This is a genomic window from Qipengyuania sp., assembly GCF_048550555.1.
In the GTDB taxonomy this organism is placed as follows: Bacteria; Pseudomonadota; Alphaproteobacteria; order Sphingomonadales; family Sphingomonadaceae; genus Qipengyuania.
In genome coordinates this window covers 17741-44034 of the sequence record NZ_JBLYYF010000039.1, presented here as the reverse complement: position 1 = coordinate 44034, position 26294 = coordinate 17741, and the positions used below count along the sequence as shown (strand labels likewise).

The 26294-nt window shown below is 65.2% G+C and carries 31 protein-coding genes and 1 tRNA gene; 9 read left to right on the top strand and 23 right to left on the bottom strand.

The annotated features are described in order from the left end of the window. The first annotated feature begins 20 nt into the window (after positions 1 to 20). Positions 21 to 488, top strand: a complete 468-nt coding sequence (greA, locus tag ACN4E0_RS09735) for a transcription elongation factor GreA (RefSeq protein ID WP_221603836.1) — start codon at positions 21 to 23, stop codon at positions 486 to 488. Here the strand turns inward: greA and ACN4E0_RS09730 are convergent. The 6 genes from ACN4E0_RS09730 to ACN4E0_RS09705 form a co-directional block, all read right to left on the bottom strand. Beyond that, complete coding sequence (locus ACN4E0_RS09730) at positions 481 to 969, bottom strand: GNAT family N-acetyltransferase (protein ID WP_419567452.1); 489 nt, start codon at positions 967 to 969, stop codon at positions 481 to 483. The two genes, greA and ACN4E0_RS09730, sit on opposite strands and share 8 nt — an antisense overlap. A gap of 7 nt (positions 970 to 976) precedes the next feature. Further along, a complete protein-coding gene (locus ACN4E0_RS09725) occupies positions 977 to 1207 on the bottom strand; it encodes a DUF4170 domain-containing protein (RefSeq protein ID WP_221603838.1) in 231 nt (76 codons plus the stop codon). A 108-nt stretch (positions 1208 to 1315) separates the two neighbouring features. Continuing rightward, positions 1316 to 1846 (bottom strand): hypothetical protein, encoded by a 531-nt coding sequence (locus ACN4E0_RS09720; protein WP_419567450.1) that lies wholly within the window; start codon positions 1844 to 1846, stop codon positions 1316 to 1318. 60 nt (positions 1847 to 1906) lie between these two features. Beyond that, a complete protein-coding gene (locus tag ACN4E0_RS09715) occupies positions 1907 to 2215 on the bottom strand; it encodes a hypothetical protein (RefSeq protein ID WP_419567449.1) in 309 nt (102 codons plus the stop codon). Next, positions 2212 to 2646, bottom strand: a complete 435-nt coding sequence (locus tag ACN4E0_RS09710) for a phage holin family protein (protein ID WP_419567447.1) — start codon at positions 2644 to 2646, stop codon at positions 2212 to 2214. The genes ACN4E0_RS09715 and ACN4E0_RS09710 overlap by 4 nt, the downstream gene beginning before the upstream one ends. Positions 2647 to 2668: 22 nt before the next feature. Continuing rightward, positions 2669 to 3313 carry a hypothetical protein gene (locus ACN4E0_RS09705; RefSeq protein ID WP_419567445.1) on the bottom strand — a complete coding sequence of 215 codons (645 nt, stop codon included), beginning with the start codon at positions 3311 to 3313 and terminating at the stop codon, positions 2669 to 2671. Positions 3314 to 3474: 161 nt separating this feature from the next. Here ACN4E0_RS09705 and eno point away from each other — a divergent pair, with 161 nt between their 5' ends. Together eno and ACN4E0_RS09695 are read left to right on the top strand one after the other, a co-directional pair. Next, on the top strand, positions 3475 to 4764 hold the full coding sequence (eno, locus tag ACN4E0_RS09700; protein WP_419567444.1) for a phosphopyruvate hydratase: 1290 nt from the start codon (positions 3475 to 3477) through the stop codon (positions 4762 to 4764). Between the two features lie 113 nt (positions 4765 to 4877). Further along, positions 4878 to 6956 (top strand): M13 family metallopeptidase, encoded by a 2079-nt coding sequence (locus ACN4E0_RS09695; RefSeq protein ID WP_419567443.1) that lies wholly within the window; start codon positions 4878 to 4880, stop codon positions 6954 to 6956. A gap of 22 nt (positions 6957 to 6978) precedes the next feature. Here the strand turns inward: ACN4E0_RS09695 and ACN4E0_RS09690 are convergent, their stop codons facing one another. Further along, positions 6979 to 7230 carry a hypothetical protein gene (locus ACN4E0_RS09690; RefSeq protein WP_419567442.1) on the bottom strand — a complete coding sequence of 84 codons (252 nt, stop codon included), beginning with the start codon at positions 7228 to 7230 and terminating at the stop codon, positions 6979 to 6981. A 78-nt stretch (positions 7231 to 7308) separates the two neighbouring features. Here ACN4E0_RS09690 and ACN4E0_RS09685 point away from each other — a divergent pair, with 78 nt between their 5' ends. Continuing rightward, positions 7309 to 8367, top strand: a complete 1059-nt coding sequence (locus ACN4E0_RS09685; protein WP_419567440.1) for a phosphotransferase family protein — start codon at positions 7309 to 7311, stop codon at positions 8365 to 8367. Beyond that, positions 8358 to 9449, top strand: coding sequence for a hypothetical protein (locus tag ACN4E0_RS09680; protein ID WP_419567439.1), 1092 nt, complete (start codon positions 8358 to 8360; stop codon positions 9447 to 9449). The genes ACN4E0_RS09685 and ACN4E0_RS09680 overlap by 10 nt, the downstream gene beginning before the upstream one ends. On the opposite strand, the gene ACN4E0_RS09675 is transcribed toward ACN4E0_RS09680, so the two are convergent. The 5 genes from ACN4E0_RS09675 to ACN4E0_RS09655 all read right to left on the bottom strand — a co-directional run bounded on the left by ACN4E0_RS09675 (position 9446) and on the right by ACN4E0_RS09655 (position 12564). Next, positions 9446 to 10276, bottom strand: a complete 831-nt coding sequence (locus ACN4E0_RS09675; protein WP_419567438.1) for an EamA family transporter — start codon at positions 10274 to 10276, stop codon at positions 9446 to 9448. The genes ACN4E0_RS09680 and ACN4E0_RS09675 overlap by 4 nt on opposite strands. A gap of 4 nt (positions 10277 to 10280) precedes the next feature. After that, positions 10281 to 10703 (bottom strand): 6,7-dimethyl-8-ribityllumazine synthase, encoded by a 423-nt coding sequence (gene ribH, locus ACN4E0_RS09670; protein WP_419567436.1) that lies wholly within the window; start codon positions 10701 to 10703, stop codon positions 10281 to 10283. A 5-nt stretch (positions 10704 to 10708) separates the two neighbouring features. After that, entirely contained in the window at positions 10709 to 11953 is a 1245-nt protein-coding gene (gene ribB, locus ACN4E0_RS09665) for a 3,4-dihydroxy-2-butanone-4-phosphate synthase (RefSeq protein ID WP_419567435.1), read from the bottom strand. A 115-nt stretch (positions 11954 to 12068) separates the two neighbouring features. Continuing rightward, positions 12069 to 12144: transfer RNA gene (locus tag ACN4E0_RS09660), tRNA-Lys, on the bottom strand. Positions 12145 to 12243: 99 nt separating this feature from the next. Then, positions 12244 to 12564 (bottom strand): hypothetical protein, encoded by a 321-nt coding sequence (locus tag ACN4E0_RS09655; RefSeq protein ID WP_419567434.1) that lies wholly within the window; start codon positions 12562 to 12564, stop codon positions 12244 to 12246. Between the two features lie 212 nt (positions 12565 to 12776). Here ACN4E0_RS09655 and ACN4E0_RS09650 point away from each other — a divergent pair, with 212 nt between their 5' ends. Beyond that, a complete protein-coding gene (locus ACN4E0_RS09650) occupies positions 12777 to 13457 on the top strand; it encodes a LuxR C-terminal-related transcriptional regulator (RefSeq protein WP_419567433.1) in 681 nt (226 codons plus the stop codon). On the opposite strand, the gene rodA is transcribed toward ACN4E0_RS09650, so the two are convergent. From rodA to ACN4E0_RS09625, 5 genes are read right to left on the bottom strand one after another with little or no spacing between them, the layout of a single operon-like run. Next, positions 13454 to 14572, bottom strand: a complete 1119-nt coding sequence (gene rodA, locus ACN4E0_RS09645) for a rod shape-determining protein RodA (protein WP_419567432.1) — start codon at positions 14570 to 14572, stop codon at positions 13454 to 13456. The genes ACN4E0_RS09650 and rodA overlap by 4 nt on opposite strands. Next, entirely contained in the window at positions 14569 to 16626 is a 2058-nt protein-coding gene (gene mrdA / locus ACN4E0_RS09640; RefSeq protein ID WP_419567431.1) for a penicillin-binding protein 2, read from the bottom strand. Before mrdA ends, rodA begins: the two co-directional genes overlap by 4 nt. Continuing rightward, the gene (mreD, locus tag ACN4E0_RS09635; RefSeq protein ID WP_419567430.1) at positions 16626 to 17177 is read right to left on the bottom strand and encodes a rod shape-determining protein MreD; all 552 of its coding nucleotides are present in this window, start codon (positions 17175 to 17177) and stop codon (positions 16626 to 16628) included. Before mreD ends, mrdA begins: the two co-directional genes overlap by 1 nt. After that, positions 17177 to 18067 (bottom strand): rod shape-determining protein MreC, encoded by an 891-nt coding sequence (gene mreC, locus ACN4E0_RS09630; RefSeq protein ID WP_419567429.1) that lies wholly within the window; start codon positions 18065 to 18067, stop codon positions 17177 to 17179. Before mreC ends, mreD begins: the two co-directional genes overlap by 1 nt. A 13-nt stretch (positions 18068 to 18080) precedes the next feature. Next, positions 18081 to 19124: a rod shape-determining protein gene (locus ACN4E0_RS09625; RefSeq protein WP_221603856.1), complete on the bottom strand. Its 1044-nt coding sequence runs from the start codon at positions 19122 to 19124 to the stop codon at positions 18081 to 18083. A 193-nt stretch (positions 19125 to 19317) separates the two neighbouring features. Between ACN4E0_RS09625 and mutL the strand changes: the two genes are divergently transcribed. The 3 genes from mutL to ACN4E0_RS09610 all read left to right on the top strand — a co-directional run bounded on the left by mutL (position 19318) and on the right by ACN4E0_RS09610 (position 22217). After that, positions 19318 to 21156 carry a DNA mismatch repair endonuclease MutL gene (gene mutL, locus ACN4E0_RS09620; RefSeq protein ID WP_419567428.1) on the top strand — a complete coding sequence of 613 codons (1839 nt, stop codon included), beginning with the start codon at positions 19318 to 19320 and terminating at the stop codon, positions 21154 to 21156. 122 nt (positions 21157 to 21278) lie between these two features. After that, complete coding sequence (locus ACN4E0_RS09615; RefSeq protein WP_419567426.1) at positions 21279 to 21500, top strand: hypothetical protein; 222 nt, start codon at positions 21279 to 21281, stop codon at positions 21498 to 21500. A 231-nt stretch (positions 21501 to 21731) separates the two neighbouring features. Then, the gene (locus ACN4E0_RS09610; protein ID WP_419567425.1) at positions 21732 to 22217 is read left to right on the top strand and encodes a hypothetical protein; all 486 of its coding nucleotides are present in this window, start codon (positions 21732 to 21734) and stop codon (positions 22215 to 22217) included. Here ACN4E0_RS09610 and ACN4E0_RS09605 read toward each other — a convergent pair whose 3' ends face one another. From ACN4E0_RS09605 to ACN4E0_RS09580, 6 genes are all read right to left on the bottom strand, one after another. Next, the gene (locus ACN4E0_RS09605; RefSeq protein WP_419567424.1) at positions 22218 to 22424 is read right to left on the bottom strand and encodes a helix-turn-helix transcriptional regulator; all 207 of its coding nucleotides are present in this window, start codon (positions 22422 to 22424) and stop codon (positions 22218 to 22220) included. Next, entirely contained in the window at positions 22417 to 22839 is a 423-nt protein-coding gene (locus ACN4E0_RS09600; protein ID WP_419567422.1) for a hypothetical protein, read from the bottom strand. The genes ACN4E0_RS09605 and ACN4E0_RS09600 overlap by 8 nt, the downstream gene beginning before the upstream one ends. 70 nt (positions 22840 to 22909) lie before the next feature. Further along, the gene (locus ACN4E0_RS09595) at positions 22910 to 23368 is read right to left on the bottom strand and encodes a MaoC family dehydratase (protein WP_419567420.1); all 459 of its coding nucleotides are present in this window, start codon (positions 23366 to 23368) and stop codon (positions 22910 to 22912) included. Between the two features lie 16 nt (positions 23369 to 23384). Continuing rightward, a complete protein-coding gene (locus ACN4E0_RS09590) occupies positions 23385 to 24125 on the bottom strand; it encodes a MauE/DoxX family redox-associated membrane protein (RefSeq protein ID WP_419567418.1) in 741 nt (246 codons plus the stop codon). Between the two features lie 36 nt (positions 24126 to 24161). Beyond that, on the bottom strand, positions 24162 to 24959 hold the full coding sequence (locus tag ACN4E0_RS09585; RefSeq protein ID WP_419567417.1) for a DUF1206 domain-containing protein: 798 nt from the start codon (positions 24957 to 24959) through the stop codon (positions 24162 to 24164). 63 nt (positions 24960 to 25022) lie between these two features. Then, positions 25023 to 26294 (bottom strand): ectonucleotide pyrophosphatase/phosphodiesterase, encoded by a 1272-nt coding sequence (locus ACN4E0_RS09580; RefSeq protein WP_419567416.1) that lies wholly within the window; start codon positions 26292 to 26294, stop codon positions 25023 to 25025.

Genomic DNA, 26294 nt, shown 5'->3' with positions numbered 1-26294 from the left:
CAGGAAGGACAAGAGGTCCTATGGAAAAAGTGCCGATGCTGGCCGAGGGCTACGAGAAGCTCACGGCGGACCTGAAGATCCTGCGTGCCGAACGCCCCAAGATCGTCGATGCGATCGAGGAAGCGCGCGCGCATGGCGACCTTTCGGAAAACGCAGAATACCACGCCGCCAAGGAACGCCAGGGCCAGGTCGAAGCCATGATCGGCGAGCTGGAGGACAAGATCAGCCGCGCGCAGATCATTGATCCAACCACGTTGAGCGGCGACAAGGTGATCTTCGGCGCGACCGTCACCCTGCTCGACGAAGACGACAAGCCGGTGCGTTACCAGATCGTCGGCCAGACCGAAGCCGATGCCTCGAAGGGGCGGATCAGCTACAATTCGCCGATCGGGCGGGCGCTGATCGGCAAGCAGATCGAGGAAGAGGTCGAAGTGACCGTCCCCTCGGGCGACAAGTTTTACCTGATCGACAAGATCGAGTTCATCTGATCCGTTTTTCCATCGCCCAATTGTGGATCGGGACCTCCCGACCCTCGTGGGCGATGGTGAACTCGCGCTTCTTCGTCGCAACGTAACCCGCCCGCTCGAATGCCGGGCGGGCAAGATCGCTCGCCTCGGTGTAGAGGCATTCCACACCCAGCGCCGCGGCATGCGCCTCGGCCGTCGCCAGCAATTGCGTGGCGAGCCCCTGCCGCGTGTGCGCGGGGTGGTTGTAGAGATGGTCGAGATGGCCGTCGGGTTCGATCAGCGCATAGGCGACCGGCCTGTCCTCGGCATCGGCGGCCACGAAAATCGCATGGCCTGCAGCGATGCGCTCCCGGAACCTTTCGGGACCGGGATGGCGCGCGGACCACGCGGCAACCTGTTCGGGCGAATAGGCGTGCGGGCCGATTTCGGCGATAGCCGCCGCGTTCACCGCGGCGAGGGCCTCGGCATCGGAGTCGCGATAGGGCCTGATCGAATAGGCCACTGCGGAATTATGCGCCGGGATCGAGCAGCTTGTGCAGGTGGACGATGACGTATTTCATTTCTGCGTCGTCGACCGTGCGCTGGGCATTCGAGCGCCACGCATCTACCGCGAGGTCGTAGCTGCTGAACACACCGGCAACGTGGATGCTCTCGGGATCGGCAAAGGTCACGCTGCGCGGATCGGTGACGCGGCCACCCATGACCAGGTAGAGCGTCTGCTTGCTCTCTTTTTCTTCCATCGGACGTCTTTCTCTCGGGGGAGGGGAGGATTGGCTGCGCCACATAGCGAAAGCGGCGCAACAGGCAAGCCCGTCACGCCGCTACGGCAAGTCCCGTTTCGGGAGATGTCAGTGCGTCAGGCGGGTGCGCAATGCGCGATAGGCGCGGCTGCCCTTGCGGCCGGCCTTGCGCCCCGAAGCGCGCAGCGCATCGCTGGCGGTATCGAGCTTATAGGCCGCATCGCGGCGCAGTCCGCGCGCGGTGGTGGCTGCGCTGTCGCCGAAATCCTCGAACCGGTCGCCGGCATATTGCGCGCCGTCCATCACGCCGTCGATCATCCGCGCGCCATACGCCAGCGCGGCCTCGGCCGCGAGGCCGGCGAAGACTCCGCCGCGCCGGCCAAGGCGACGGCCCCTGCGCGTCATCGCACCGGCGGCAAGGCCGAGCACGAGCACGCCGCCGACCACGGCGAGCGGATGCTTGCGGGTGAAATCGAGCGCGGAGTCGGCCACGTCCTTCGCCTGATCGGCGATGCTGCGCTGTTCATTGCGCTCCTCGCCGGCTTCGATTCGGGCGCGGAGCTGGTCGCGCTTCTCGGAATCGCTCAGCTTGCTGTCGGCGCTGATCGGGGTGACGTTGCTTTCGGCTGCATCGGCCATGGTACTCTCCGGAAAAATGTGTTCGTGCAATCAACGAGTGTCGGCGGCCCGATGTTCCGGCTATTCGACCAGATCGTCGTCATCCTGCTCTTCGGGTGCGAAACCGAGCAATTCGAGGATCGGGTTACGCGCGAACCAGACCACTATTGCTGCGACCAATGCGGCGAGGGCGCCCTTGTTGTCCTCGGCCATGTCCACGGCTTCGTCGTAAAGATCGCTCGCGCCGTCCATGACGCGGTCCATCGCCCGTTCGGTGAGGCTCTTGTGGGTGAAATCGGCCTTGAGGTGCTCGATATCGGCTTCGACAAGCGCGCGGGCGGAATCGCGCAGGTGACGGTCTTCGATCATGCGCGCGCGGCGAGTGCTCACGAGGCGTCCTCCTCGTCGAAGGCGGCGCGGATGTCGTCGAGACGGCTCTTGAGCAGGCGCAAAAGGATTACGCCGGCAATGACGAGCACCACCGTGACGAGCGCGGTTGCGCCCCAGGCACCGATAATCGGTACCAATGCGATGACGAGGCCGACGGTCGCGGCGATGAGCGCGAGATGGAGGACGCCGAAGGCGCCGAGCCCGAAGGCGATTGCGCCCTTGGTGCGGTTGGCGATGAAGGCCGCGCGGCTCTTCTGGAACCGCAGCTCGGCCTCGGCATAGGTCTTGCCGTCCTCGATCAGCGCAAGGACATCGTCGGTCAGCGAGAATTCGTGACCGTCGTCGCCCTGCTGATCGGGAGCATCATGCTCGTCAGGCAGATCCAGCGGGCCGGCGAAATCGTCCCTACGCTCGGGTTCATCGTCCCGCATTCAGTCCCCCGTAGCCCTTCTCTCAGCGCGAGCTGCGGAATAGACGCGAAAACATGAAGCCGACAAGCGCCGCGATTCCGAGCGCCTTGCCAGGGCTCTTGCGGACGAATTCGCGACCGTCCTCGACCAGGTCGTCGACGCTCTTTTCGTCGAGCCGACTGGCATAGCCGTCGAGCGACTTGGAGGCGCTGCGCGCGTAGTCGCCGTATTTGGCGCCCAGTTTATCATCCACCTGATAGGCGTTGTCGCTGACCAGACGGCTGAGCGAGCGAAGGCCTTCGCCGGCCTTGACCTTGCCTTCGACCGCAAGTTCGCGGCCCTTGACCTTGGCTTCTTCGCCATAGGCCTTGGCGTCGGTAACCCAATCTTCGCTCTTGCCCTTGGCCTGCTCGCGATAGGCGACGGCGCGATCGCGGCCTTCCGCCTTCAGCGCGGCGGCACCTGCCTTGGCCTCTTCGAGCGCGGCGTTGAAACGCGACTTGGCTTCGGAGCGGTTGTCGGTGGTGGCAGTGGTCTTGTCGGTCACGGGAACGGTCTCCTTGGGTGCGCTCTTCGAAGCCGCGGCCTTGCGCGGCGTCTTGGCGGAAGTGGTCTTCTTCGCTGCGGGTTTCTTGGCTGTGGCGGCTTTGCGCTTGTTGGGTGTGCCACCGGAAGTTGTGTCTGCCATGCTTTTCGTCCTTGCCCTCGGTCAATCTCGAACAGGCGATTCCGCCTTCCATGTTGCAACGCAACTTGCACACCAATGTTCCGGCGCATAGAGCGCTGCGGACTCCCCATCTGGGGGTGTTTTAGTCAATTACAACACCTTTCTCCGGAGCGCCAGCACCCATGACCGCGATCATCGACATCCATGCCCGTGAAATCCTTGATTCGCGGGGCAATCCCACGGTCGAAGTCGATGTGCTGCTCGACGATGGCAGCTTCGGCCGGGCCGCCGTGCCCAGCGGCGCCTCGACCGGCGCGCACGAGGCGGTCGAGCTGCGCGATGGCGACAAGACCCGCTATCTCGGCAAGGGCGTGCTCAAGGCCGTCGAAGCGGTCAATACCGAGATCCGCGACCTGCTGGTCGGCGCCTTCGACGCCGAGGACCAACGCGATATCGACCTGTCGATGATCGCGCTCGACGGCACCGCCAACAAGGGCCGGATCGGCGCCAATGCCATCCTCGGCACCAGCATGGCGGTGGCCAAGGCCGCGGCAAACGCGCGCGGCCTGCCGCTCTACAGCTATATCGGCGGGGTTTCTGCACACCTCCTCCCCGTGCCGATGATGAACATCATCAACGGCGGCGAACATGCCGACAACCCGATCGACATCCAGGAATTCATGATCATGCCGGTGGGGGCGGACAGCCTCGCCGAGGCGGTGCGGTGGGGTGCGGAAGTGTTCCACACGCTCAAGAAGAAGCTGCACGAAAAGGGCCTCGCCACCGCGGTGGGCGACGAGGGCGGCTTCGCCCCCGATCTCGCCAGCACGCGCGACGCGCTCGACTTCATCATGGCCTCGATCGAACAGGCCGGGTTCAAGCCGGGCGAGGACATCGCGCTGGCGCTCGATTGCGCCTCGACCGAGTTCTTCAAGGACTGCAAATACGAAATTACCGGCGAGAAGCTGTCGCTCGACGGGCATGAAATGGCCGAATATCTCGACAAGCTGTGCCGCGACTACCCGATCCGCTCGATCGAGGACGGCATGGCCGAGGACGATTTCGAGGGCTGGAAGGCGCTCACCGATCGCATCGGCAACAGCGTCCAGCTGGTCGGTGACGATCTGTTCGTGACCAATCCGCAGCGCCTGCGCGAAGGGATCGACCAGGGCCTCGCCAACTCGCTGCTGGTCAAGGTCAACCAGATCGGCACGCTGTCGGAAACGCTCGACGCGGTGAGCATCGCCAATCGTGCGGGCTATACGGCGGTCATGTCGCACCGTTCGGGCGAAACCGAGGATGCGACCATTGCCGATCTCGCGGTCGCCACCAATTGCGGGCAGATCAAGACCGGCAGCCTCGCGCGGTCGGACCGGCTCGCGAAATACAACCAGCTCATCCGTATCGAGGAAGAGCTCGGCGATAGCGCGGCCTATGCCGGGCGCGCCTGCTTCGGCCGGCTCGCCGGCTGACCATCGACCGGACGGTCTTGCGCGTCGATCAGTGGCACTGGTCGGCGTGCGCTCCTGCGCCTATCACCCGCGCGTTCAACTGAGGGCGCGGATCGCGCCGTGGGAGTAGCCTGATGAAAAACCGCCTGATCGCCGCGCTCTTGCTCGGCACCGCCGTCGCCACGATGGGGCCGGTGGCGTGCCAGCAACTCGGCGAGGACACGCAGCTTGCCGCCGGTACCGAGCTGGGCATCCGCACCGACTGGATGGACACTTCGGTCAAGCCGGGCGACGATTTCTTCCGTTTTGCCAACGGCGGATGGTTCGACAAGACCGACATTCCGGCCGACCGTTCGAACGTCGGCGGGTTCTACATCGCGGACCAGCAGACCGAGAAGAACCTTGCCGCGCTGATCGACGAAATCGTGAAATCGGAGCCGGAGGAGGGGAGCGACGCCTATCGCGTGAAGACTTTCTACGAGGCGTTCCTCGACACCAAGGCGATCGACGCGGCCGGTCTGAAGCCGGTCGAAACCGATCTCGCGCGGTTCGGCAAGATCGCCGACAAACAGGCTCTCGCACAGGTGCTCGGCAGTCAGGTCCGGGCGGATGTCGATCCGCTCAACGCGACGAACTTCGAGACCGAGAACCTGTTCGGCGTATTCGTGACCCAGGCCCTCAAGGGCGGCGAGGTGGTGCCCTACATCCTGCAGGGCGGTCTCGGCATGCCCGAGCGCGAATATTATCTATCGGCCGACGAGAAGATGGCCGGGCTGCGCACCGCCTACCAAGGCTACATCGCCGATCTGCTCGAAGCTGCGAACGTCGCCGATGCCGAGGCCAAGGCGGCGCGCATCTACGATCTCGAGATGAAGATCGCCCAGGCCCATGTGAGCCGCGAGGACAGCGACGACTGGACCAAGGCGAGCACGCTGTGGTCGCAGGCCGACTTCGCCAGCAAGGCGCCCGGGCTCGACTGGAGCGCCTTCTTCAAGGCGGCCGAACTGGACGGGTTCGAGACCTTCGACGCCTATCATCCGACCGCGATCACGAAGATCTCCGCGCTGGTGGCGTCCGAGCCGCTCGAGGCATGGAAGGACTGGCTGGTCTTCCACCAGATCAATTCCAACACCGCCGTGCTGCCGAGCAAGCTCGATAACCTCCATTTCGCCTTCTACGGCAAGAAGCTGTTCGGGCAGGAAGAACAGCGCAGCCGCGACAAGCGGGCCCTCTCCGCCATCAACGCCTATATGGGCGATGATCTGGGCAAGCTCTATGTCGAGAAATACTTCCCGGCCCGGGACAAGACCGATATCCAGGGCATGGTCGACAACATCAAGTCGGCCTTCGCCAAGCGGATCGACGCGCTCGACTGGATGGCCGAGGAGACCAAGTCAGAAGCGGTCAGGAAGGTCGAGACGATGGAAGTCGGTGTCGGCTATCCCGACCAGTGGCTCGACTATTCCTCGCTCACGGTAAAGCCGGGGGATGCCTATGCCAATGTGCAGGCCGCCGAGCGGCTGCGGTATTCGCAGCAGCTCGCCAAGATCGGCAAGCCGCTCGACAAGCGCGAGTGGTGGATGAATGCTCAGCTGGTCAATGCGGTCAACCTGCCGGTGCAGAACGCGCTCAACTTCCCCGCCGCGATTCTCCAGCCGCCGTTCTACGATCCCAAGGCCGATGCGGCCTTCAACTACGGCGCGATCGGCGCGGTGATCGGGCACGAGATCAGCCACAGCTTCGACAACAACGGCGCCGCCTTCGACAGCACCGGCGCGATGCGCAACTGGTGGACCGACGCCGACAAGGCGAAGTTCGACGAGGCGGGCAAGGCGCTGGCCGACCAGTTCGACCAGTACGAACCCTTCCCGGGGCTGCATGTCCGGGGCGATCTGACGTTGGGCGAGAATATCGCCGACGTCGCCGGTCTCGCCGCTGCCTACGACGCCTACCGCGCCTCGCTGAACGGCAAGGAAGCGCCGGTGATCGACGGCTATACCGGCGACCAGCGCTTCTTCATCGCCTATGCCCAGGCCTGGGCCAGCAAGTTCCGCGAGGAAGCGCTACGCCAGCGTATCGCCACCGACGGCCATGCACCGGGCCAGTACCGCGCGCTCACGGTCCGCAACCTCGATGCCTGGTACAAGGCCTTCGACGTCAAGGAAGGCGACAAGCTCTATCTGGCTCCGGAAAAACGCGTGAAGGTCTGGTAAGTCTCCCCCGGCCGGGCGCGGGTCAGTCCTGCGCCCGGTTCTTCGGGTGGAACCAGTATTGCCACACGCCCCAGGCGTTGATCAGCAGCAGCACGGCATTCATTGCCGCTAGCGGGAGGGCATCGCTCGTCAGCCCGATGTAGATCCACAGCGCGGAGACGAGGCAGAACAGGACGAAGCCCCAGGCGGTTGCGCGGCGCCCCATGTCGAAGGCGATCATCGCTGCGGCTAGCACGGTGCCGATCGATGTGATCCATTCGAGCGGTCCGTTCATTCTCTTGTCTCCTGCATGATTGTCAGGACGCACGGCTCTCGCTAGCGTTCCGGCAATTGCTCTTTGTGGGAGAGGGGCTTGGCGGATTTTCCGGCACATCCGGACCAGGTGAACGCTGCGTGGCTCGGCGAGCAACTGCGCGCGCGCGTCGATGCGATCCACTGGGAGCCGATCGGCACCGGCCAAGTCGGCGACAGCGCGCGCTTTCACCTCGAGGGCGCGGGGGTACCACCGACGTTGGCCGGCAAGTTCGCCGCTGCAGACCCCGCCAGCCGCGGCACGGCTGCAATGTTCGGGCTCTATCGGAAGGAAGTGGAATTCTACCGCCAGGTTGCGCCCCTGCTCGACGTCCGCGTGCCCCGGGTCCATTTTTCCGCGGTCGACGAAACCGGGACCGAATTCGTCCTGCTGTTCGAGGACATGGGGCCGGCGCGGCAGGGCGACCAGATCCGCAGCTGTGGCATCGCCGATGCGCGGGCGGCGATCCGGCAGGCCGCGGCGATCCATGCACCGAGTTGGGGGCGCACGGAGCTGATCGAGGCGGCGTGGATCGCCCCGCCTCCCGACCTGCGCGAAAGGCTCGGCGCCATGTATCCGCAGGCGCAGGCGATCTTCCGCGAACGCTATGCCGACACGCTCGAACCCGAATTCATGGCGTTGTGCGAGGACCTTGCCGAGGCGAGCGCATACTGGTTCGAGCGCGGCGAGCCGCCGCAATGCGTGGTCCATGGCGATTTCCGCCTCGACAACATGCTGTTCGACATTCGCGGCGGCGCGGAGCCCATCGCCGTGCTCGACTGGCAGACGGTGGCGGCGGGCAGGCCGATGACCGATGTCGGCTATTTCATCGGCTGCGGCTTGGGCGAAGCGCTGTGGCGCGACCACGAAGAGGAATTGCTCGAGTTGTGGCTAGGCGAGATGCGGGGGCGTGGCGTCGCGCTGGAGCGTGACGAGATCGAGCGCGACTACCGTCTCGGCATCCTGCACGGCGTTTCGACGGCGGTCTTCAGCGCGGCCTTCGTCGAGCGGACCGAGCGCGGCGATGCCAATTTCCTGTCGATGGCGCGCGGGGCCTGTTCGCTGGCGCTGGCGCGCGATAGTATCGGTGCCTTGAGGGAGACGAACCAGTGGTTTTGAGCCGCGGCGACGATTATCCGATCCACCAGACGCCCGAGCCGGTCGCCTATGCAGGCACCGACCGCAATTTCTACGACCGCTATTTCTTCAACGGCTACGCGCCCGATGGCAGCGGTTTCTTCGCGGTCGCCCTGGGCATCTACCCGCATCTCGACGTGATCGATGCGCATTTCAACGTCGTCCGCGACGGGGTGCAGCACTGCATCCACGCCAGCGCGGAGCTGGGGATGGAGCGGATGGCGATGGCGGCGGGTCCGCTCTCGGTCGAGATCCTCGAGGCGCTCAATATCCTGCGGATCCGGCTCGAGCCCTGCGAGGGCATGGCAGCCGACATCACCTTCACCGGTCGGGCCTTCCCGATCGAGGAGCCGCGCTTCATCCACCGCATCGGCCCGCGTGCCTTCATGGACTATACGCGGCTGACGCAGAATGGCGGTTACCAGGGCTGGATCGAGGTCGATGGGGACCGCCGCGACCTTGCCAGTGGGACGATGGGTACACGCGACCGGAGCTGGGGTGTGCGGCCCATCGGCGCGCGCGACACGCAGCCCATGCCAGGACACACACTGCCTGGTTTTTTCTGGCAGTGGACGCCGGTCAATTTCCCCCAGGGCAGCCTGTTCTTCCACGTCAACAACGACCAGCATGGCGAGGCGTGGAACACGCGCGCGGCCTGGGCTGGGGAGGGGGCCGGACCCGACGAGCTCGCCGAAGGACACGGCAGCATGCGCACCCGGCTTCAGCAGGGAACCCGCTGGCCATCCGGAGGGACGCTCTCGCTGGCGCTACCCGGCGCACCCGAGCAGGTGAGCTTCGAACCGCTCGGCCGCTTCCAGATGCGCGGTCTCGGCTACACCCATCCCGAATGGGGCCACGGCATGTATCACGGGCGGTTGAAGGTCGCGCGCGAGGATATCGAGCTGGCCGATCTCGATCCGCTGGCGCCGGAGAACCTCCACGTGCAGGTTCCCGTTCGCGTGACCGCCAGTGACGGGTCGGATGGTATCGGCGTGTTCGAACAGCTGATCATCGGCCCCTTCGCGCCGCTGGGCCTGGCCGAGTTTCTCGACGGGGCGGGTTAGCGCGCCAGTAAGAGCGTCACGACCCCGGCAAAGATCAGGGTTCCGCCTGCGATCTTGAGCCTGTCCGCCTTCTCGCGGAGCAACAGGATCGCGATAACCAGCGCAAAGAGGATCGAGCTCTCGCGCAGCGGCGCGAGCCGGGGAAGGTCGCCGATCGAATAGGCGAGGATGGCAAGTCCGTAGCTGACCACGCCCAGCGCTCCGGCCGCGACGCAGCTGCGCCAGTTGCTGCGGGTGTATGCCAGGAAGGCGCGGCCGCGCCATGCGCCGAATCCGGCTCCGACCCCCGCGCCGAGAATGAAAAACGCCCAGGCGATATAGGACATGGGACTGGGGGCGTGGCGCGCTCCGCCGGCATCGAGCACCGTGTAGCAGGCGACGGCCAGCCCGGTCAGGAGCGAGTAGCCGAGCGCGGCGCGCGTCAGGTTCCGACCGATGGCGCTGAGAAGTATGCCGCTCGTCACCAGGCCCATGCCCACCGCCACCGGCAAGGTGATCGCGTCGCCGAGGATAACGACCCCGCCCAGCGCCGCGAACACCGGGGCGGTGCCGCGCATGACCGGATAACTCGCGCTCATGTCGGCCACTTCGAAGGCCCGCACCAGCGCCAGGAAATAGACCGCATGAACGGCGAGCGACCCCGTCAGCCATCCCCAAGCGCCATGCGGCGCGGGGAAGACGAAGATCGCCGGAAGAACCAGCAGGCCGCCGCTGAGATCGATCAGCGCGCGCCTGGCGAGCATGTCGTCGCCCGATTTGAGAACGGCGTTTACCACCGCGTGGATCGCCCCGGAGGCGATCATCATCAACGCGGCGATTTTGACCATCCGGTCAGGCGGCGAAGCGCTGCTGCAGGGCGAGCAGGGCCATGGCCGCCTGCGCCGCCTCGCCGCCCTTGTCCTTCTGTTCGGGATCGGCGCGGACCAGCGCCTGCTCCTCGTTCTCGACCGTCAGGATTCCGTTGCCGATGGCCATGCCGTCCATCGTCAGCGCCATGATTCCGCGCGCGCTTTCGCCGGCGACGATTTCGAAGTGATAGGTCTCGCCGCGGATGACCACGCCGATACCGACATAGCCGTCGTACCGACCGCTTTCGGAAGCGAGCGCGATCGCGCCGGGGACTTCGAGCGCGCCGGGCACGGTCAGCACCTCGACCTCGTGCCCTCCGGCTTCCAGCGCCGCGCGCGCGCCGGCGACCAGCATGTCGTTGAGGTGGTCGTAGAAACGGGCTTCGACGATCAGGAAACGGGCCATCGGGGTCACTCCGGAATGGGTTTGTGGTCGACGATGTCGAGGCCGTAGCCCTCGATCGCGACGACGTTGGGTTGCGAATTGCTGAGCAGGATCATGTCCTCGATCCCGAGGTCGGCGAGGATCTGCGAACCGATGCCCACATTGCGCTGCGCATCGCTCTCGCTGTAGCCGCTGTTCGACGCCGGGCGCCCGGTGATGAGAACGATCACGCCCGAGCCGTGGTCGCCGACCGCCTGCATCGCGCGCTGGAGCGTGCGCTTGCGCGGGCCGGGCTTGCCGAGCAGGTCGTCGAAGATCGAGATCGGGTGGACGCGGGCGAGGGTGGGCTGGCCTTCGACGACATGGCCCTTCTGCAGGACGTAGCTCTCGCTGCCGTCGACCGTGTTGCGATAGGTCAGCAGACGCCAGTCGCCGCCGTAGTCCGATTCGAAGCTGTCCTCGCCGACCCGCTCGACCAGGTGGTCGTGCCGCATGCGGTATTCGATCAAGTCGCGTATGGTGCCGATCTTCATGTCGTGCCGGCGCGCGAAGCCGATCAGATCGTCGAGGCGCGCCATGGTGCCGTCCTCGTTCATGATCTCGCAGATCACGCCCGAGGGGTTGAGCCCGGCGAGGCGCGAGATGTCGACCGCGGCCTCGGTATGGCCGGCGCGGACGAGTACGCCGCCATCGCGGGCGGCCAGCGGGAAGACATGGCCGGGGGTGACGATGTCGTCGGGACCCCTGGTAGCGTCGATCGCCACCGAGACGGTGCGTGCGCGATCGGCGGCGCTGATGCCGGTGGTGACGCCTTCCTTGGCCTCGATCGAGGTAGTGAAGGCGGTCTGCATGCTTTCGCGATTGTTGCGGCTCATCGGCTCGAGCCCGAGCGCTTCGACACGCTTGCGGTCGAGCGCGAGGCAGATCAGGCCGCGGCCGTGCGTGGCCATGAAGTTGACCGCGTGCGGCGTCGCCATCTGTGCAGGGATGATGAGGTCGCCTTCGTTCTCGCGATCCTCGTCGTCGACGAGGATGTACATCCGCCCGTTACGTGCCTCGTTGATGATCTCCTCGGCCCCGACGATGACCGGTGTCTCGTCGTTCGCCTCGAGGAAGGCGGCGAGCTTGGCGAGCGTATCGGCAGTGGGGTTCCAGCTGTCTTCGCCGCAATCTCGCAGCGTGTTGGCATGGAGCCCGGCGGCGCGGGCGAGCCCGGCGCGGGTCATGAGACCCTGCGAAACGAGCGTGCGAACTTTCTCGATCGTATCCATTCCGGGGTGCCTATCACATCATAATGTGACTGCCAATCCGTCAGATCACACTCAATGTGATTCACGTACGACAAGCCCTTGCGGGGCTATCGATTGCTTGTCGAAAGGGAGGAAATGGTGGACGCACTAGGGCTCGAACCTAGGACCCGCTGATTAAGAGTCAGCTGCTCTACCAACTGAGCTATGCGTCCACACTGCGGCTTGCCGCGGCCTCGTGGAAAGAGGCGTTCCCGACTCGGGAGGCGCTCATATAGCGGGCTCGCCGAAGATGAAAAGCCCTAATTGCCCGATCAGGCCACACGCTGCATTTCGACCCGCCGCGTTCCCTCTTCGCGAACCCTCAGCGTCGCACCGAAGGGGTCGGTGAGGTTGTCGTCGATCACGACGAAGCGGCCGAATTCGAGCGTTCTGACGGCGGCAAAGGCCGCGTGCAGGGGCATGCCGGTAATCTGCGGAAGGTCCCAGATGGTGATGGGCGAACCGCGCCGGTTCGCGAGGCATATTTCGGTCAGTACCCGGTCGCAGGTATCGTCGCCGACCTTTCTCGCCGGGTCGGCGCAATCGAGTTCGCTCCGGTCCTCTGACCGGCGGCGGGGTGTATCGGGTTCCATGATCATCAATCCCTTTCGGACCAGCGACTTCCCCCACCTGTCCATCGCCGGACATTACTTGCGTGGGTCCCTACATGAGTAAATCAAGCCGGTCAGTCCCTCACCTTGGGGACGTGGCTGCTAGTTGCGGAACGCCGTCGAAATTGACGGTTTAGATCAAAAGTTCTAGACTTCTTAAAACAATGCGGAATTTCTCGGCCCATATCGCCAGAATGTCGGATTGCGAGGCGATCCTTGAATACGTATACGCTGCCTGCCGCGAAGAGGGGGCGGTCGGGTTCGCCTACCACTTCACATCGGCGTTCGATTCGCCGACGTCGAAAAGGACCGCCATCTGGGCGCGCGATTATCCCCTGGAACACCAGAAGCTCTATGTAACCGAAGACTGGCGTAGCCAGGACCCGCTCCCGCGCCTGACCTTCAAGCACGGACCGATCATGACCCGGAACCGCGCTCGCCGATTCGCGCGGCGCGAGCGGCCAGTCCAGAATTTCCTGGAACTGCTGGAAAAGCACGGAATCGACAGGTGGGCCTGTTTCGCCCTGTACGGGCCGCGCAATCGCGATGGCTATGCCTCGATGCGATTTTCCGAAGAACCCGATGGTTTCGACGACGGTCGCCTGGAGTCGGTCCACACGCTGCTCACCGCCGCCCATCTCCAGATTTGCGCAATCATGGCAGGCGGGAGCGCATCCGTAACGCTTTCGGACCGCGAACACGAAGTGCTCGAGTGGATGGGACAGGGCAAATCCTCGTCCGACATCGCGACGATCCTTGCCATCTCGCCCGAAACCGTGCGCACCTATACGCGCAGGATCTACGACAAGCTGCAGACCAACGATCGGGTGACCGCCACCGTCAGGGCGCTCAAGCTGGGACTGGTCGACCTTTAGCGCATCAGGCCCGAACGCGGCGCCTTGCGGTTCCAGCGGTCGACCATCATCAGCGATCCGATGCAGATCATGTTGGTCAGCATCGAACTGCCGCCGTGGCTCATGAAGGGCAGCGGGATGCCGACCACGGGGGCGAGCCCCATCACCATCATCAGGTTGATCGCGACATAGAAGAAGATCGTGGCGGTCATGCCCAGCGCGATCAGCTTGCCGAACCGGTCGTTGCTCGCGCGGGCGACCGACAGGCCCCAGGCGAAGATCATGGCAAAGGCGCCGATCACCACCAGACCGCCGAGAAAGCCCCACTCCTCCGCCATCGTGGCGAAGATGAAGTCGGTGTGCGGTTCGGGCAGGTAATGCAGGTGGCTCTGCGAGCCTTCGTTGAAGCCCTTGCCCGAGAAACCGCCCGAACCGATCGCGATCTTCGACTGGGTGATGTGATAACCGTCGCCAAGCGGATCGCTTTCCGGATCGAGGAAGGTGAAGACGCGCTTCTGCTGGTAGGGCTGGAGCCCGACGAAGAAGGCGACCGGGGCCAGCACCGCACCGGCCAGGCCCGCGCCCAGGAACCAGCGCAGCGGGAGGCCCGCGGCGAACATCACCACTGCGCCGCCGAAGAGAATCGCCAGCGAGGTGCCGAGGTCGGGTTGCAGCAGGACCAGCGCGACCGGTGCCAGGATCAGTCCGCCGGCCGGGATCAACGAGCGCCAGGTCGGGATCATGCCGACGGGCAGCGTGGCATAGAACCGCGCCAGTACCAGGACGATGGCGGGCTTCATCATCTCGGACGGCTGCAGCTGGATGATGCCGAGGTCGAGCCAGCGTTGGCTGCCGCCGCCGACGAAACCGATCGCTTCGACCCCGACCAGCATTACCAGCAGGACGGCATAGATCGGAAAGGCGAAAAACATCGCCAGTTCGCGCGTGAACCGCGCCAGCACGAAGGCCATAACCAGAAAGATGCCGAAGCGAAGGACATGCGAGGACGCGTAGGGGGACCAGCTCCCCGCCGTCGCCGAATAGAGCACCAGCGCACCGAAGGCGATCAGCACGAACAGCGGAAACAGCATCTGCCAGGGTTGGCGCGCAATCGGCGCGGGGACGATTCCGCTCATTCGCTCACCTGTCCCGAAGAGGCGGCCGTATCGAGGCGCGGATCGACCTTCTTGTCGGCAATGCTTTCCTGCTGGCGTACCGCGAGCCGCGCTTCGGCCTCGACCTGGTCGAAGATGTCCTCGTCGCGCGCGGGCACCGGCTTGACCGATTCGCCGGCCGCGGTGGCGAAGGCGCGGTATTTGGCGTCGAGCCGCTGCTGCGCGGTGCCGCCCCACTGTTCCTCGAAGCCGCGCAGCATCTCCATGCCCTTGGCCGGGTCGAACAGGAAGGTCATCACGTCGCGCGCGATGGGATAGGCCGAGCCCGAACCGCCGCCATGCTCGATCACGACTGCGCAGGCGTAGCGCGGGTTGTCATAGGGCGCGAAGCTGATGAACAGGCCGTGGTCGCGGTATTTCCATGGGCCCGTCTTGCCGTTCGACAGGTTCAGCCCGACGACCTGCGCCGTGCCGGTCTTGCCGGCGAGCAGCACATCGTCGATCGGCAGGCGCGCGCGCCCTGCAGTGCCGGGGCCATTGACCACGTCCTTCATCGCTTCGCGCACCAGATGGACATGCTCGGCGGAGAAATCGGCAGGCGCGAAAGGCTGGCGCGTCTTCGACTTGATCAGCTTGGGCTCGAGATGGCGCCCCGAAGCGATGCGCGCCGCATAGACCGCCAGCTGGAGCGGGTTGAACAGCATGTAACCCTGGCCGATCGTCGCATTGACCGTGTCGTAGGCCTGCCATTCGCGACCATATTTCTTCAGCTTCCACGCCGGATCGGGAACCGTGCCGTAGAACTGGCTCAGCACCGGCAGGTCGAATTCCTGGCCCAGGCCGACCCTGCGCGCCATAGCGGCGATCGGGTCCATCCCGATCTGCTGGGCGAAGTGGTAGAAATAGACGTCGCAGGACTGGTAGATACCCTTGGCCATGTCGACCCGGCCGTGCCCGCGGCGCTGCCAGCAGTGGAACACGCGGTTGCCGACGCGCAGGCCGCCGTTGCAGGTGACCGAATCTTCGGGCTTGAGGCCCTCCCTGAGAAAGCTCATCGCCACCATCGGTTTGACCGTCGATCCAGGCGGATAGAGCCCCTTGAGGACCTTGTTGCGCAGCGGCACGCGCTCGTCCTGGCTGAGCATCGAATATTCGACGCGACCGATCCCTTGCGAAAAGCTGTTGGGATCGAAGCTGGGCATCGAGGCCATGCACAGGATGTCGCCGGTGAGGCAGTCGATCACCACCACCGAACCGCTTTCGAGGCCGATCCGGCGCGCGGCGTAGTCCTGCAGCGGGCCGTCGATGGTCAGCTGGATTGGATCGCCCTGCGTGTCTTCACGCGTCTCGAGTTCGCGGACGATGCGGCCCGCCGCGGTTACCTCGACCCGGCGCGCACCGGGAATGCCGCGCAATTCCTGTTCGAACTGCTTTTCGAGCCCGTCCTTGCCGATCTTGTAGCCTGGCGTGACGAGCAGCGGGTTGCGATCCTGCTCGGCATATTCCTCGGCATTGGCGGTGCCGACATAGCCGATCAGGTGGCCCACGCTGGGCCCGGTGGGATAGAAGCGGGAAAAGCCGCGTTGCGGAACCACGCCGGGCAGGTCGGGCAGCCGGACGCTGACCGCGGCAAAGGCGTCGTAGGTGATCCCCGATGCGACCTCGACGGGCTGGTAGCCGGGGCCATCGGCGATGCGCTTGCGAATATCGGCCGCCTGATTCTCGTCGAGCTTGAGAATGCGGGTCAGCGTGGCCACCGTGGCATCGGGATCGGGCGTCCGTTCGGGCACGATATCGACGCGGAAATCGGCCCGGTTCGATGCGAGCGGCGCGCCATTGCGGTCGAGAAGCCACCCGCGGCGCGGGGGGATGAGCGAGAGGTTGACCCGGTTGCTCTCGCTCTCGAGCTTGTATTTCTCGTTCTCGGCGATGGCGATGTAGCCCATCCGCGCGGCAAGCAGCACACCGACCCCGCCCATCGCCGTGCCGATCACGAAGGTCCGGCGGTCGAAGGCGTTGTCGAGGGTCGACTGGGTGACGACCTCGCGCGGCTTGGCCCGTTTGCGCCAGCCCATCAGACGGCCCTCCACCGGTGCAGCCGCAAGCGGTCGAGCTTGGCGACCAGGCGGGCCGCGACCGGGAAGAGGAGGATGGTGATCACGAGCTGCGGGACGAGGGCGACGAGCGAATGGATGGTGGGTTGGCCACCCGAGAGCAGCCAGCCCGAAAAGAGATAGGCGGTGATCAATATACCCGCGGTAAACCAGTCCTGCCAGAAGGCGCGCCAGGGCATGCGGGTCTCGATCAATTCGATCGCGAGCATGATCAGCGACCAGGTGAAGATGGCAAAGCCGAAGGGCTGGCCCGAATAGAGATCGTCGACCAGGCCCAGTGGCATACCCGCCCAGACCGGCAGCAGGCCCGGACGCACCAGTCGCCAGCCGAGCAGCATGAGCAGGCCCAGCGGAGGGATCATCGGCAGCGCTGCGGCGATCGGGAAGATCGGCAGGATCGAGCAGATCACGATCGATATCCACGGCACGACATTGGCGAGCAGCGGGGAGTGCGAACGGTTTATCCGGCTGCCATAGGCATCGCTGCGCGAGCGGGGGTCGTTGCGCTCCATCAATCGCCCAATTCGCGTTCGATCGGAGTCGCCGCACCGATCGCCGCCTCGGGCTCGTAGATCGGTTCGACGCTCACGAAATCGGTCGCGGCAGGATCGCTGACGATGCGGGCCAACCCGCCATCGTCGGTGATCTCGGTCACGATGGCGACCGCTATCCCGGGCGGGTAGTAGCCGCCGGCGCCGCTGGTGACGAAGACGTCGCCCGGCTCGAGCGGATTGATCCCGAGATTGATCAGCTTGATCCGCAGCAGGCCGTCGCCACGCCCTTCGGCGAAGGCGACCACCTCGTCCTTCGCGCGGCGGACGGGGAGGACGCTTTCCGTGTCGGTCAGCAGCAGCACACGCGCGCTGTTGTCGCTGACTTCCAGAATACGCCCGACTATCCCGCGCGGGGAACGCACGGGCATGCCGATGGCGACGCCCTGGTCGGAGCCGGCGCCGAGATAGGCGAAGCGGCGGGTGCTCGACGCGGTCGAACCGACGAGCCGCGCCACGGCCACGGGCTTGACCTCCCTGTCGCTGAGCTCGAGGAGCCCCTTGAGACGGACGTTTTCCTGCTTCACCGCCGCCGCTTCGGCGAGGCGGATACGGGCGATTTCCATCTCGCGCTCGAGCGCGGCATTCTTCGATCCGGCGCGGTAATAGCCGGTGATCGTGTCCCAGAAGCCCTTCGAGCCGGTGCGCACGGTGGCGGCGGTTTCGGTCGCGGGCGACACGCTATCGTGCGCCGCACCGCGCAGCCCGCCGAACAGCTGGGGCTGGAAGAACGACAGGGCGAGCAGGATCGCACCGACCAGCGCTCCCGCGCCGGCGATGACGTATCCGGTGAAGAGATTGTACTGCGCCCTACGCGAATAGCCCGAGCGCCGTGAGCCTGTCGGCGCCATTCCAATGCCTTCCTTAAGCCGTCATCAGGACGCCGCGATAGATCGGATCCTCCATCGCGCGGCCGGTGCCGAGCGCGACGCAGGAGAGCGGATCTTCCGCGATCGTCACCGGCAGGCCGGTTTCCTCGCGCAGATATTCGTCGAGTCCGCCGATCAGCGCACCGCCGCCGGTCAGCACGATGCCCTGGTCGACGATGTCGGCGGCCAGTTCGGGGGCGGTGTTTTCCAGCGCAATGCGCACGCCTTCGACGATCGCGCCGATCGGTTCGGACAGCGCCTCGGCGATGTGGCCCTGGTTGATCGTGATTTCCTTGGGCACGCCGTTGACGAGGTCGCGGCCCTTGATGGTGATGCTTTCACCCACGCCGTCCTCGGGCTGGCGCGCGACTCCGAAGTCCTTCTTGATCCGCTCTGCGGTGGCGTCGCCGATCAGCAGGTTGTGGTGTCGGCGGACATAGGAGACGATCGCTTCGTCCATCTTGTCGCCGCCGGTACGGACCGAAGTGGTATAGGCGAGACCACGGAGCGAGAGCACCGCGACTTCGGTCGTGCCGCCACCGATGTCGACGACCATGCTGCCGACCGGCTCGGTCACGGGCATGTCGGCGCCGATCGCCGCGGCCATGGGTTCGAGGATCAGATAGACCTGCGAAGCGCCGGCGTTCGATGCCGCGTCGCGGATCGCGCGGCGTTCGACGCTGGTCGAGCCGGAGGGCACGCAGATGGTGATCTCGGGATAGCGCATCAGGCTCTTGCGGCCGTTCACCTTGCGGATGAAATGCTTGATCATCTCTTCGGCAACGTCGAGGTCGGCGATCACGCCGTCGCGCAGCGGACGGATGGCCTCGATGGAATCGGGCGTCTTGCCCATCATCATCTTGGCATCGTCGCCCACGGCCTTGACGCGTTTCATGCCGTTGATCGTCTCGAGCGCGACCACGCTCGGCTCGTTCAGGACGATGCCTTGGTCCTGCACGTAAACGAGCGTGTTGGCGGTCCCGAGGTCGATCGCCATGTTCTGCACGCCGAATTTGAAGAGATTGTTCCAGAAGCCCATTGTAACTCGATTTTCCGTTTGTGCGGGGTCAGGCGAGGGGGGCTGCGACCCGCTCGCACCTCCCCGAGGGGAATGGTGGCGGTGCCTTAGCGAGATTATGCGGCGAATGCCAAAATTTTCCGCGCTTGGTTCGGGGGAAAGATGAACGCGCCATCTCGGATTCCCGCCGCTTCGTCGCTACCATCCGCGATCCATGCCGCAAATCCGTCGCCTGCCCGAGAATTTGGTCAACCGCATCGCCGCCGGCGAGGTGGTCGAGCGGCCCTCTTCGGCGCTCAAGGAACTGGTCGAAAACGCCATCGATGCGGGCGCGTCGCGGATTGCGGTCAAGCTCGTCGAGGGCGGGCTCGCCAGCCTCGAAGTGACCGACGACGGCTGCGGGATGAGCCCCGATGACATGGCGCTTGCGCTCGAACGGCACGCGACCTCGAAACTGCCCGACGAGGCGATCGAGCAGGTCGCCACGCTCGGCTTTCGCGGCGAGGCGCTGCCGAGCATCGCCAGCGTCGCGCGCTTCTCGATCGAGAGCCGTCCGCACGGGGCGCAGCAGGGCTGGAAGCGCGTGGTCGATCACGGCGACTTGACCGCCGAAGGGCCCGCCGCGCTGCCGCCCGGCACGCGTGTCCGGGTCGAGAACCTGTTCGGCAAGATCCCCGCGCGGCGCAAGTTCCTCCGCACCGCGCGCAGCGAATACGCCGCCTGCAAGGACGTCGTCCTGCGGCTCGCCATGGCGCGGCCCGATGTCGCGATCACGCTCGACCACGGCGAGCGGCGGATCTTCGGCCTGCAGGGCGGGGAAGGGCTGGCCAACCGCGTTGCCCAATTGATCGCGCGCGAACTCAAGGACAACGGCGTCGTGCTCGACATGGAGCGCGGAGCGATGCGGCTCACCGGCATCGCCGGCCTGCCGACCTACAATCGCGGCGTCGCCGACCATCAGTATCTTTTCGTCAACGGTCGCCCGGTGAAAGACCGGCTGCTGACCGGCGCGGTGCGCGGCGCCTATGCCGACATGCTCGCGCGCGACCGCCATGCGGTGCTCGCGCTGTTCCTCGAACTGCCCTGCGAGGATGTCGACGTGAACGTCCACCCGGCCAAGACCGAGGTCCGCTTCCGCGACGCGCAGGGGGTGCGCGGCTTCATCGTGTCGGGTCTGCGGCAGGCGCTGGCGACGGGCGACAAGCGCAGCGCGCAGGCGCCCGATGCCGGTGCGATGGGCCGGTGGCAGCAGGAGCCGGTCACGCGCTCAAGTAGCGAAGCGATAGCGCAGCAAGGACGCGCAGAAGCGGCTCCGGCGCTGCGCTCGATCTTCGAAGGCCGTGACTGGTCAGCCCCGAGTCCGCGCGTGTCCGAGGCAAATGCCGCCTGGCGCGGCGTCGAGGCCGATGTCATGGCGCAGCCGCGTGGCCGTGCCGAGGAAGCGGCGCCGGTGGCCGAGGAGGCGCAGGACTATCCGCTCGGCATCGCGCGCGGGCAGGTCGCCAACACCTATATCGTCGCCGAGGCGAAGGACGGCCTCGTGCTGGTCGACCAGCATGCTGCGCACGAGCGGCTCGTGCTCGAACGCCTGCGCGCGGCCGGGGCCGAGGAAGCGGTCGCACGCAGCCAGGCGCTGCTGATCCCCGAAGTGGTCGAGCTCGACGAGACGAGTTGCGATCGGCTCGAGGAAGCGGCGTCCAAGCTGGCCGAACACGGGCTCGCGATCGAGCGCTTCGGCCCCTCGGCCATGCTCGTGCGCAGCCTGCCCCATGCGATTGCCAGGACCGATCCCGAGAAGCTGCTGCGCGACATCGACGACGATCTCGCGCTCAACGGCGAAGCATTGCTGCTAGGCGAGAAGCTCGACCTCGTGCTCGCGACCATGGCCTGCCACGGTTCGGTACGCGCCGGCCGCGTCCTGCGGGTCGACGAGATGAACGCGCTGCTGCGCGAGATGGAGCGCACCCCGCGTTCAGGGCAATGCAACCATGGGCGACCGACGTGGGTGAAGCTGAGCATGGAAGACGTCGAGAAACTGTTTGGCAGGCACTGAAGCCGCCGATTGAAACGGCGTGGAACAGTCTGCTTTCGCAATATGGGTGCTGCAAGCCGAACTTCGTCTAACGACCCGATTGCAGACATTGACGAAAAGCCGGCCCTCAGCAATCAAATGGCATGTATATCGAGAACGCCTACGCCCAACGCGAGGACTTAACAGACCGTGATCTTGAGCGGCTTTTGATCGCCCTGCGGGAGGAAGTTGAGCAGTATCGATACACGATACGTAATTATCCACCCGATCGCATGGAGAAGCACGGTAAGCCGTTTCTGGCGAAGCTAGAAGAACGCGTGGCCGTGGTGCAAAGATTGGTCGAAAATCGGGGCGCGCGATCCTGAAAGCTCAACGAGCAGATGACCGCTTTCCACCCCAATTTCAGACATAGCCTGGTCTAGCGGCTCGCCGAAAAGCTGACGACCAACCTGTGGATCGAGCGCAATGGACTAGGGCTCAAACTTGCCCTTGCAGACCGGAGGTGGTTTTGAATTCCTCGAATTTCGCCGCTTTTCATGCCTCGACAGCGGTCGGTTTAGCGTGGCAGACGTCGAGAAGCTCTTCGGGAGGAACTGATGCGCAGATTGGTCCTGGTTTGTGCGCTGGCGCTCGCCGCGTGTTCGAATGAACCTACCGAAGAGGAGCGCGCGGCCGCGGTCGCCGAGGTCGAAGCCAACCAGACGCCGCCGCCCGAACAGCTCGAACTCGCGCCGATCCGCTATCGCGAGATCGAGCAACACGACCTGTTCGGGGCGGGGTGCAGCTTTGCGCCCGAAGGAGGTGGCCTTTCCGCGGTTGCGCTGGCGATGGCCGAGACCGGGCATTTCCTGCGCGGCAGCGAGTTGGTGACGATGGCGGCGGACAAGGGAAGCAGGGAACTGCCCTATCTCGCGCGTCGGAAATACGACGGGAAGGCCTATTCGATGGTGCTCGATCTCGACGAGGCGGAGGGCGAGCAATCGGGCGAGGAGACGAGCGACTACCCGGCCACGCTCACGATCCGCGATTCCAATGAACAGGTCGTCTACCGCAAACCGGGCATGGCCCAGTGCGGCGCGTGATCACTCCGCGAGGGTGAACAACCCTTCGACCGGCGTTTCGAGCGCGCGCGCGATCTTCAGTGCGACCACGGTGGAGGGGACGAACACGCCGTTCTCGACCGTGTTGATCGTCTTGCGGCTCACGCCGACCCGTTCCGCCAGCTCGGCCTGCGTCCAGCCCGCCGCCTCGCGCCGCTCGCGGATGCGGTTGACCAGCTGCTCAGCCAAGCGACTTGCGCTCCGCGAGCGCGAAGACCAGCAGGCCCACGGCCAACGATACGGTCACCACGAGATGCGCGGCCCTTTGCGTCGGGATCGGTTCGAAGGGGGCGACCGCGAAGATCAGCACCGCGACCAGCATCGCCGAGACGAAGGCGGCAGCCACACCCTTCTGCCGGTTGCTCTCGCTCAGTTCGTCGTTGATCAGGCTGCGAAGTGCGCGGGTGTGGAGCCACATTCCGCCCGTGAGCAGCGTCAGCGTGGCTAGCAGCGACATCACCACCCAGGCCACCTGGAGAACGATCGCGACCGTCCCGTCGGCGGTGTTGAAGACCAGGAATTGCTGAACGAAGATGATCGCAATGACCGGAAGCATGGTGCTGCGCTTGCGCGCCAACCGGTCGGCATCGTCGATATGGGACATGGCGCTACCTCTCTGTAACCCGCAGGTTACATGTAACCGACAGGTGACATCAAGGTCAAGCGTCCCGTTGCTAGTCGGTCGCTTCCGGGTCGCACGCGCGGATGAGGCCGTTCGAGACCATTTCCATCACCGGTTCGTCGTTCTGGTTGAACACCGTCAACCGGCTCTTGAAGATACCCATTTCGGGGCGCGAGGCGCTGCGTCGTTTCTCGATGACCTCGCTCTCGCAGCGGAGCGTGTCGCCCGGATAGACGGGCTTCTTCCAGCGCAGCTGGTCGACGCCCGGCGATCCCAGGCCGGCCTGCTTGTTGGCCTTCAGGTTCTCGACCAGCATCGACATGGTCATGGCACAGGTGTGCCAGCCGCTCGCCGAGATGCGCCCGAAATGCGTCTGCGCCGCGGCCTCGTCGTCGAGATGGAAGGGCTGCGGATCGTATTTGGACGCGAAATCGATCACCTCCTCGCGGGTGACCTCGTACTGCCCGAAGGCCTGCTTGTGCCCGACGGCGATGTCTTCGTAAAACTGCATTGCAGGTTGCAATGGATCACAAGGTCGGGCGAAGCAACATCCAAATCCCCATGCCAATCATGGCGAGGTTTTCGGTCAGCGAGACGAAGCCGAGCGGGACGTTGCCGCTGCCACCGACGCAGGCGCATTTGATCTCGCGCTTCTGGATATAGACCGCGTAGAACACGCTGACCGCGCCGATCGTGCCGATGACCAGCGCGATCGGGATCGACAGCCAGGGTAGCAGGCGCCCGGCCATCAGCACCGCAGCCGTCGCCTCGAGAAAGGGATAGGCATAGGCGTAGGGGACCCAGCGCCGACCGAGCTGGTCGTAGCCGACGAACATGGTCGAGAACTGTTCGACGTCCTGCAGCTTGAGCATGGCGAGCATGGCCATGGAGAAGGCGACGAACCATTCCGCCGTGCGGACGGTGAAGGGCGCTCCGAAGGCGAACAGGCTGAGCGCTATCGCCAGCGCCGCACCGACCGCGAAGACCGCGATCACCGGCGTGTAGCTGGTGCCGCCTTCGTCTGCCTCGCGACGGCCGAAATGCGCGCGCAGCGCGGTGTAGCCGCCGATCCGCCGGCCATCGATGAAGGTCTGCGGAGTCGTCTCGACCCCGTGCTCTCCCTTGAAGGCGTCGGTCTGCTCGCGCGTGGTGAGGTGATGGTCCTCGACCTCGTAGCCCTCACGTTCGAGCAGCCATTTCGACTTGATGCCATAGGGACAGACATGCTTGTCCATCACCATGCGGTAGAGCTTTGCCGTCTTCGTCATGCCTATAAGATATACCCCCAGGGGGTATCTTTCAAGTCAGGCGCGGAACTGCGGCACCCTTCCGTGCGAGCCCATGTCGGGAATGATCCGATAGCGGGAGAGCACCAGGCTGAAGAGACCGAAGGCGAGCAGGCCGATCGCGACAAGGGTGAAGACGATGCCTTCACCGGCGAGGCTGGCGACCGCGTCGCCGAGCGTTTTCACCTGCTCCGAGCCACCCGACATGAAGCCGGTTTTGAACAGCGACCAACCGATCACGAGGAAGACCACCGCCCGCGCGACATAGCCGATGCTGCCGATCAGCTTGGTCTGGCCGGGAGCCTGCGCGCTGATCCGGTGCATGAAACTGCCTGTCAGGCCCTTCTTCGCCTGGAAGAAGGCGGTAGCGAAGAAGGCGATACCGAGCAGGCCGAGCACCACCCCGCCGAATTCCATCGACAGCACGCCCGAAGCCGCTTCCTGCGCACCACCGCCGCTGTCGCGCCCCGCGGTGGCGAACTTGTAGGCCGAATAGGCGAGCGCTAGATGGCCGATCGCGCTGCCCGCATGGCCGAGGCGATGGGCCCAGCCGGTCGTGTCGCTGCCCTGGTTCTCGATGTCGAAAAAGGTCGAGGCGAAACGGAACAGGGCGTAGGCCAGCAGGCCGACGACCATCAGCCACAGCACCAGCGTGCCCAGCGGAAAGTCGCGGATCGCCTCGAAGATACCGTTGGTGCCCTTGCTGATTCGCCCCGCGCTGGTCAGTGCGATCAGGCCGAGCACCGAATAGAGGATCGCGCGGCTGAAGTAGCCGACCCGGACCAGCGTGCTGAATTTTTCGGACTTGTCGACCACCGATGTCTCCCCGTTGAACTTTGTATGCCAACGGGGAGGGGGCGGGGCTGTTCCTCGACGGGGCTAGTTTTGTGATGCGAGCGCGTCGGCGACGTCCGCGAGTCTGCCGTCGCTGCGCGCAGCCTGCGGCAGTCCGACGAGCTTCCGCAGCAGCGGTGTGACAGCCGTGTTCCGGAAGCTGTCGAGGGTGCGGCCATTGCGGAAGGCCGGGCCGTTGGCGATGAACAGCGCGGCCATTTCGGGCGCGAAGGGATCGTAGCCGTGGTTCCCTCCGCTCCAGCGTCCCTCCGATGCGGTGGGTGCGATCGTCCAGCCCGTGTCGGGCAGGCAGAAATAGGGCGGGATGCGCCGATGCGTGCCGTATTCGAAACGCGTCGGGATCTCGGACTTGCGCCAGCACTCCATATGCTCGTGGGGGCGCAGCAGCGCAGCTTCGAGCGCGGCGGTATTGCCCTCGGTCGGCTCGAATGTCGCGTAGGCGCCGCCTTCGACCAGCCGATAGAGCGATGGATCGACGATATCGGCGAGCACGACCATCTTGTCCGATCCGGTCGTCGCCATTCCGTGATCGGCGACGATCACGAGGTTGGCGGGCTGGTGGAGCGTGTCCAGCCCGGTCACTAGGTCGGCGATGTGGCGATCGATATCGCGCAGGGCGGCATCGACTTCCTCGCTCAGCGGGCCGCCGTCGTGCCCGGCGCTGTCGACCGTGTCGAAATAGAGCGTGACGAATTTCGGGCGGATGTCGGCCGGGCGGCGCAGCCAGTCGAGCACGGCATTGACGCGCTGGGTGTTGGTCACCTGCATGCTGAAGGCCTGCCAGTCGCTCGCCATCTCGCCGTCGGTGACCGGGCCGTAGCGCACCGCCGTGCCGCCCCAGGGAACTGCGGAGCCGGGCCAGAACATCGCCGCGCTGCGAATGCCCGCTTCCTCGGCCTCGACCCAGATGGGCTTGGCCTCGCTCCACCACCAGGGATCGACCGTGGCCATGGTGAAGGTCTCGTCCGGCCTCTCGGAATCTTCCATGCTGTTGGCGGTAATGCCGTGATGGTCGGGGACGAGCCCGGTGACCAGCGTCCAGTGGTTGGGAAAGGTCTTCGACGGGAAGGACGGGCGCATCGAGGCGCGCACGCCCTCCGCCGCGAGACGCGACAGCGTCGGCGTCAGGCCGCGATCGAGATAGTCGGACCGGAAGCCGTCGATCGAGACGAGGATCGTCACCGGTTCGCGCCGTTCGACAGCCGGCGCGCTCGCAAGCGGCGCTTCGGCGTAGGTCGTGCACCCCGAGACCGCCGACACGAGAGCGAGGGCGAGGGCGGCGGCGATCCGGTTCAT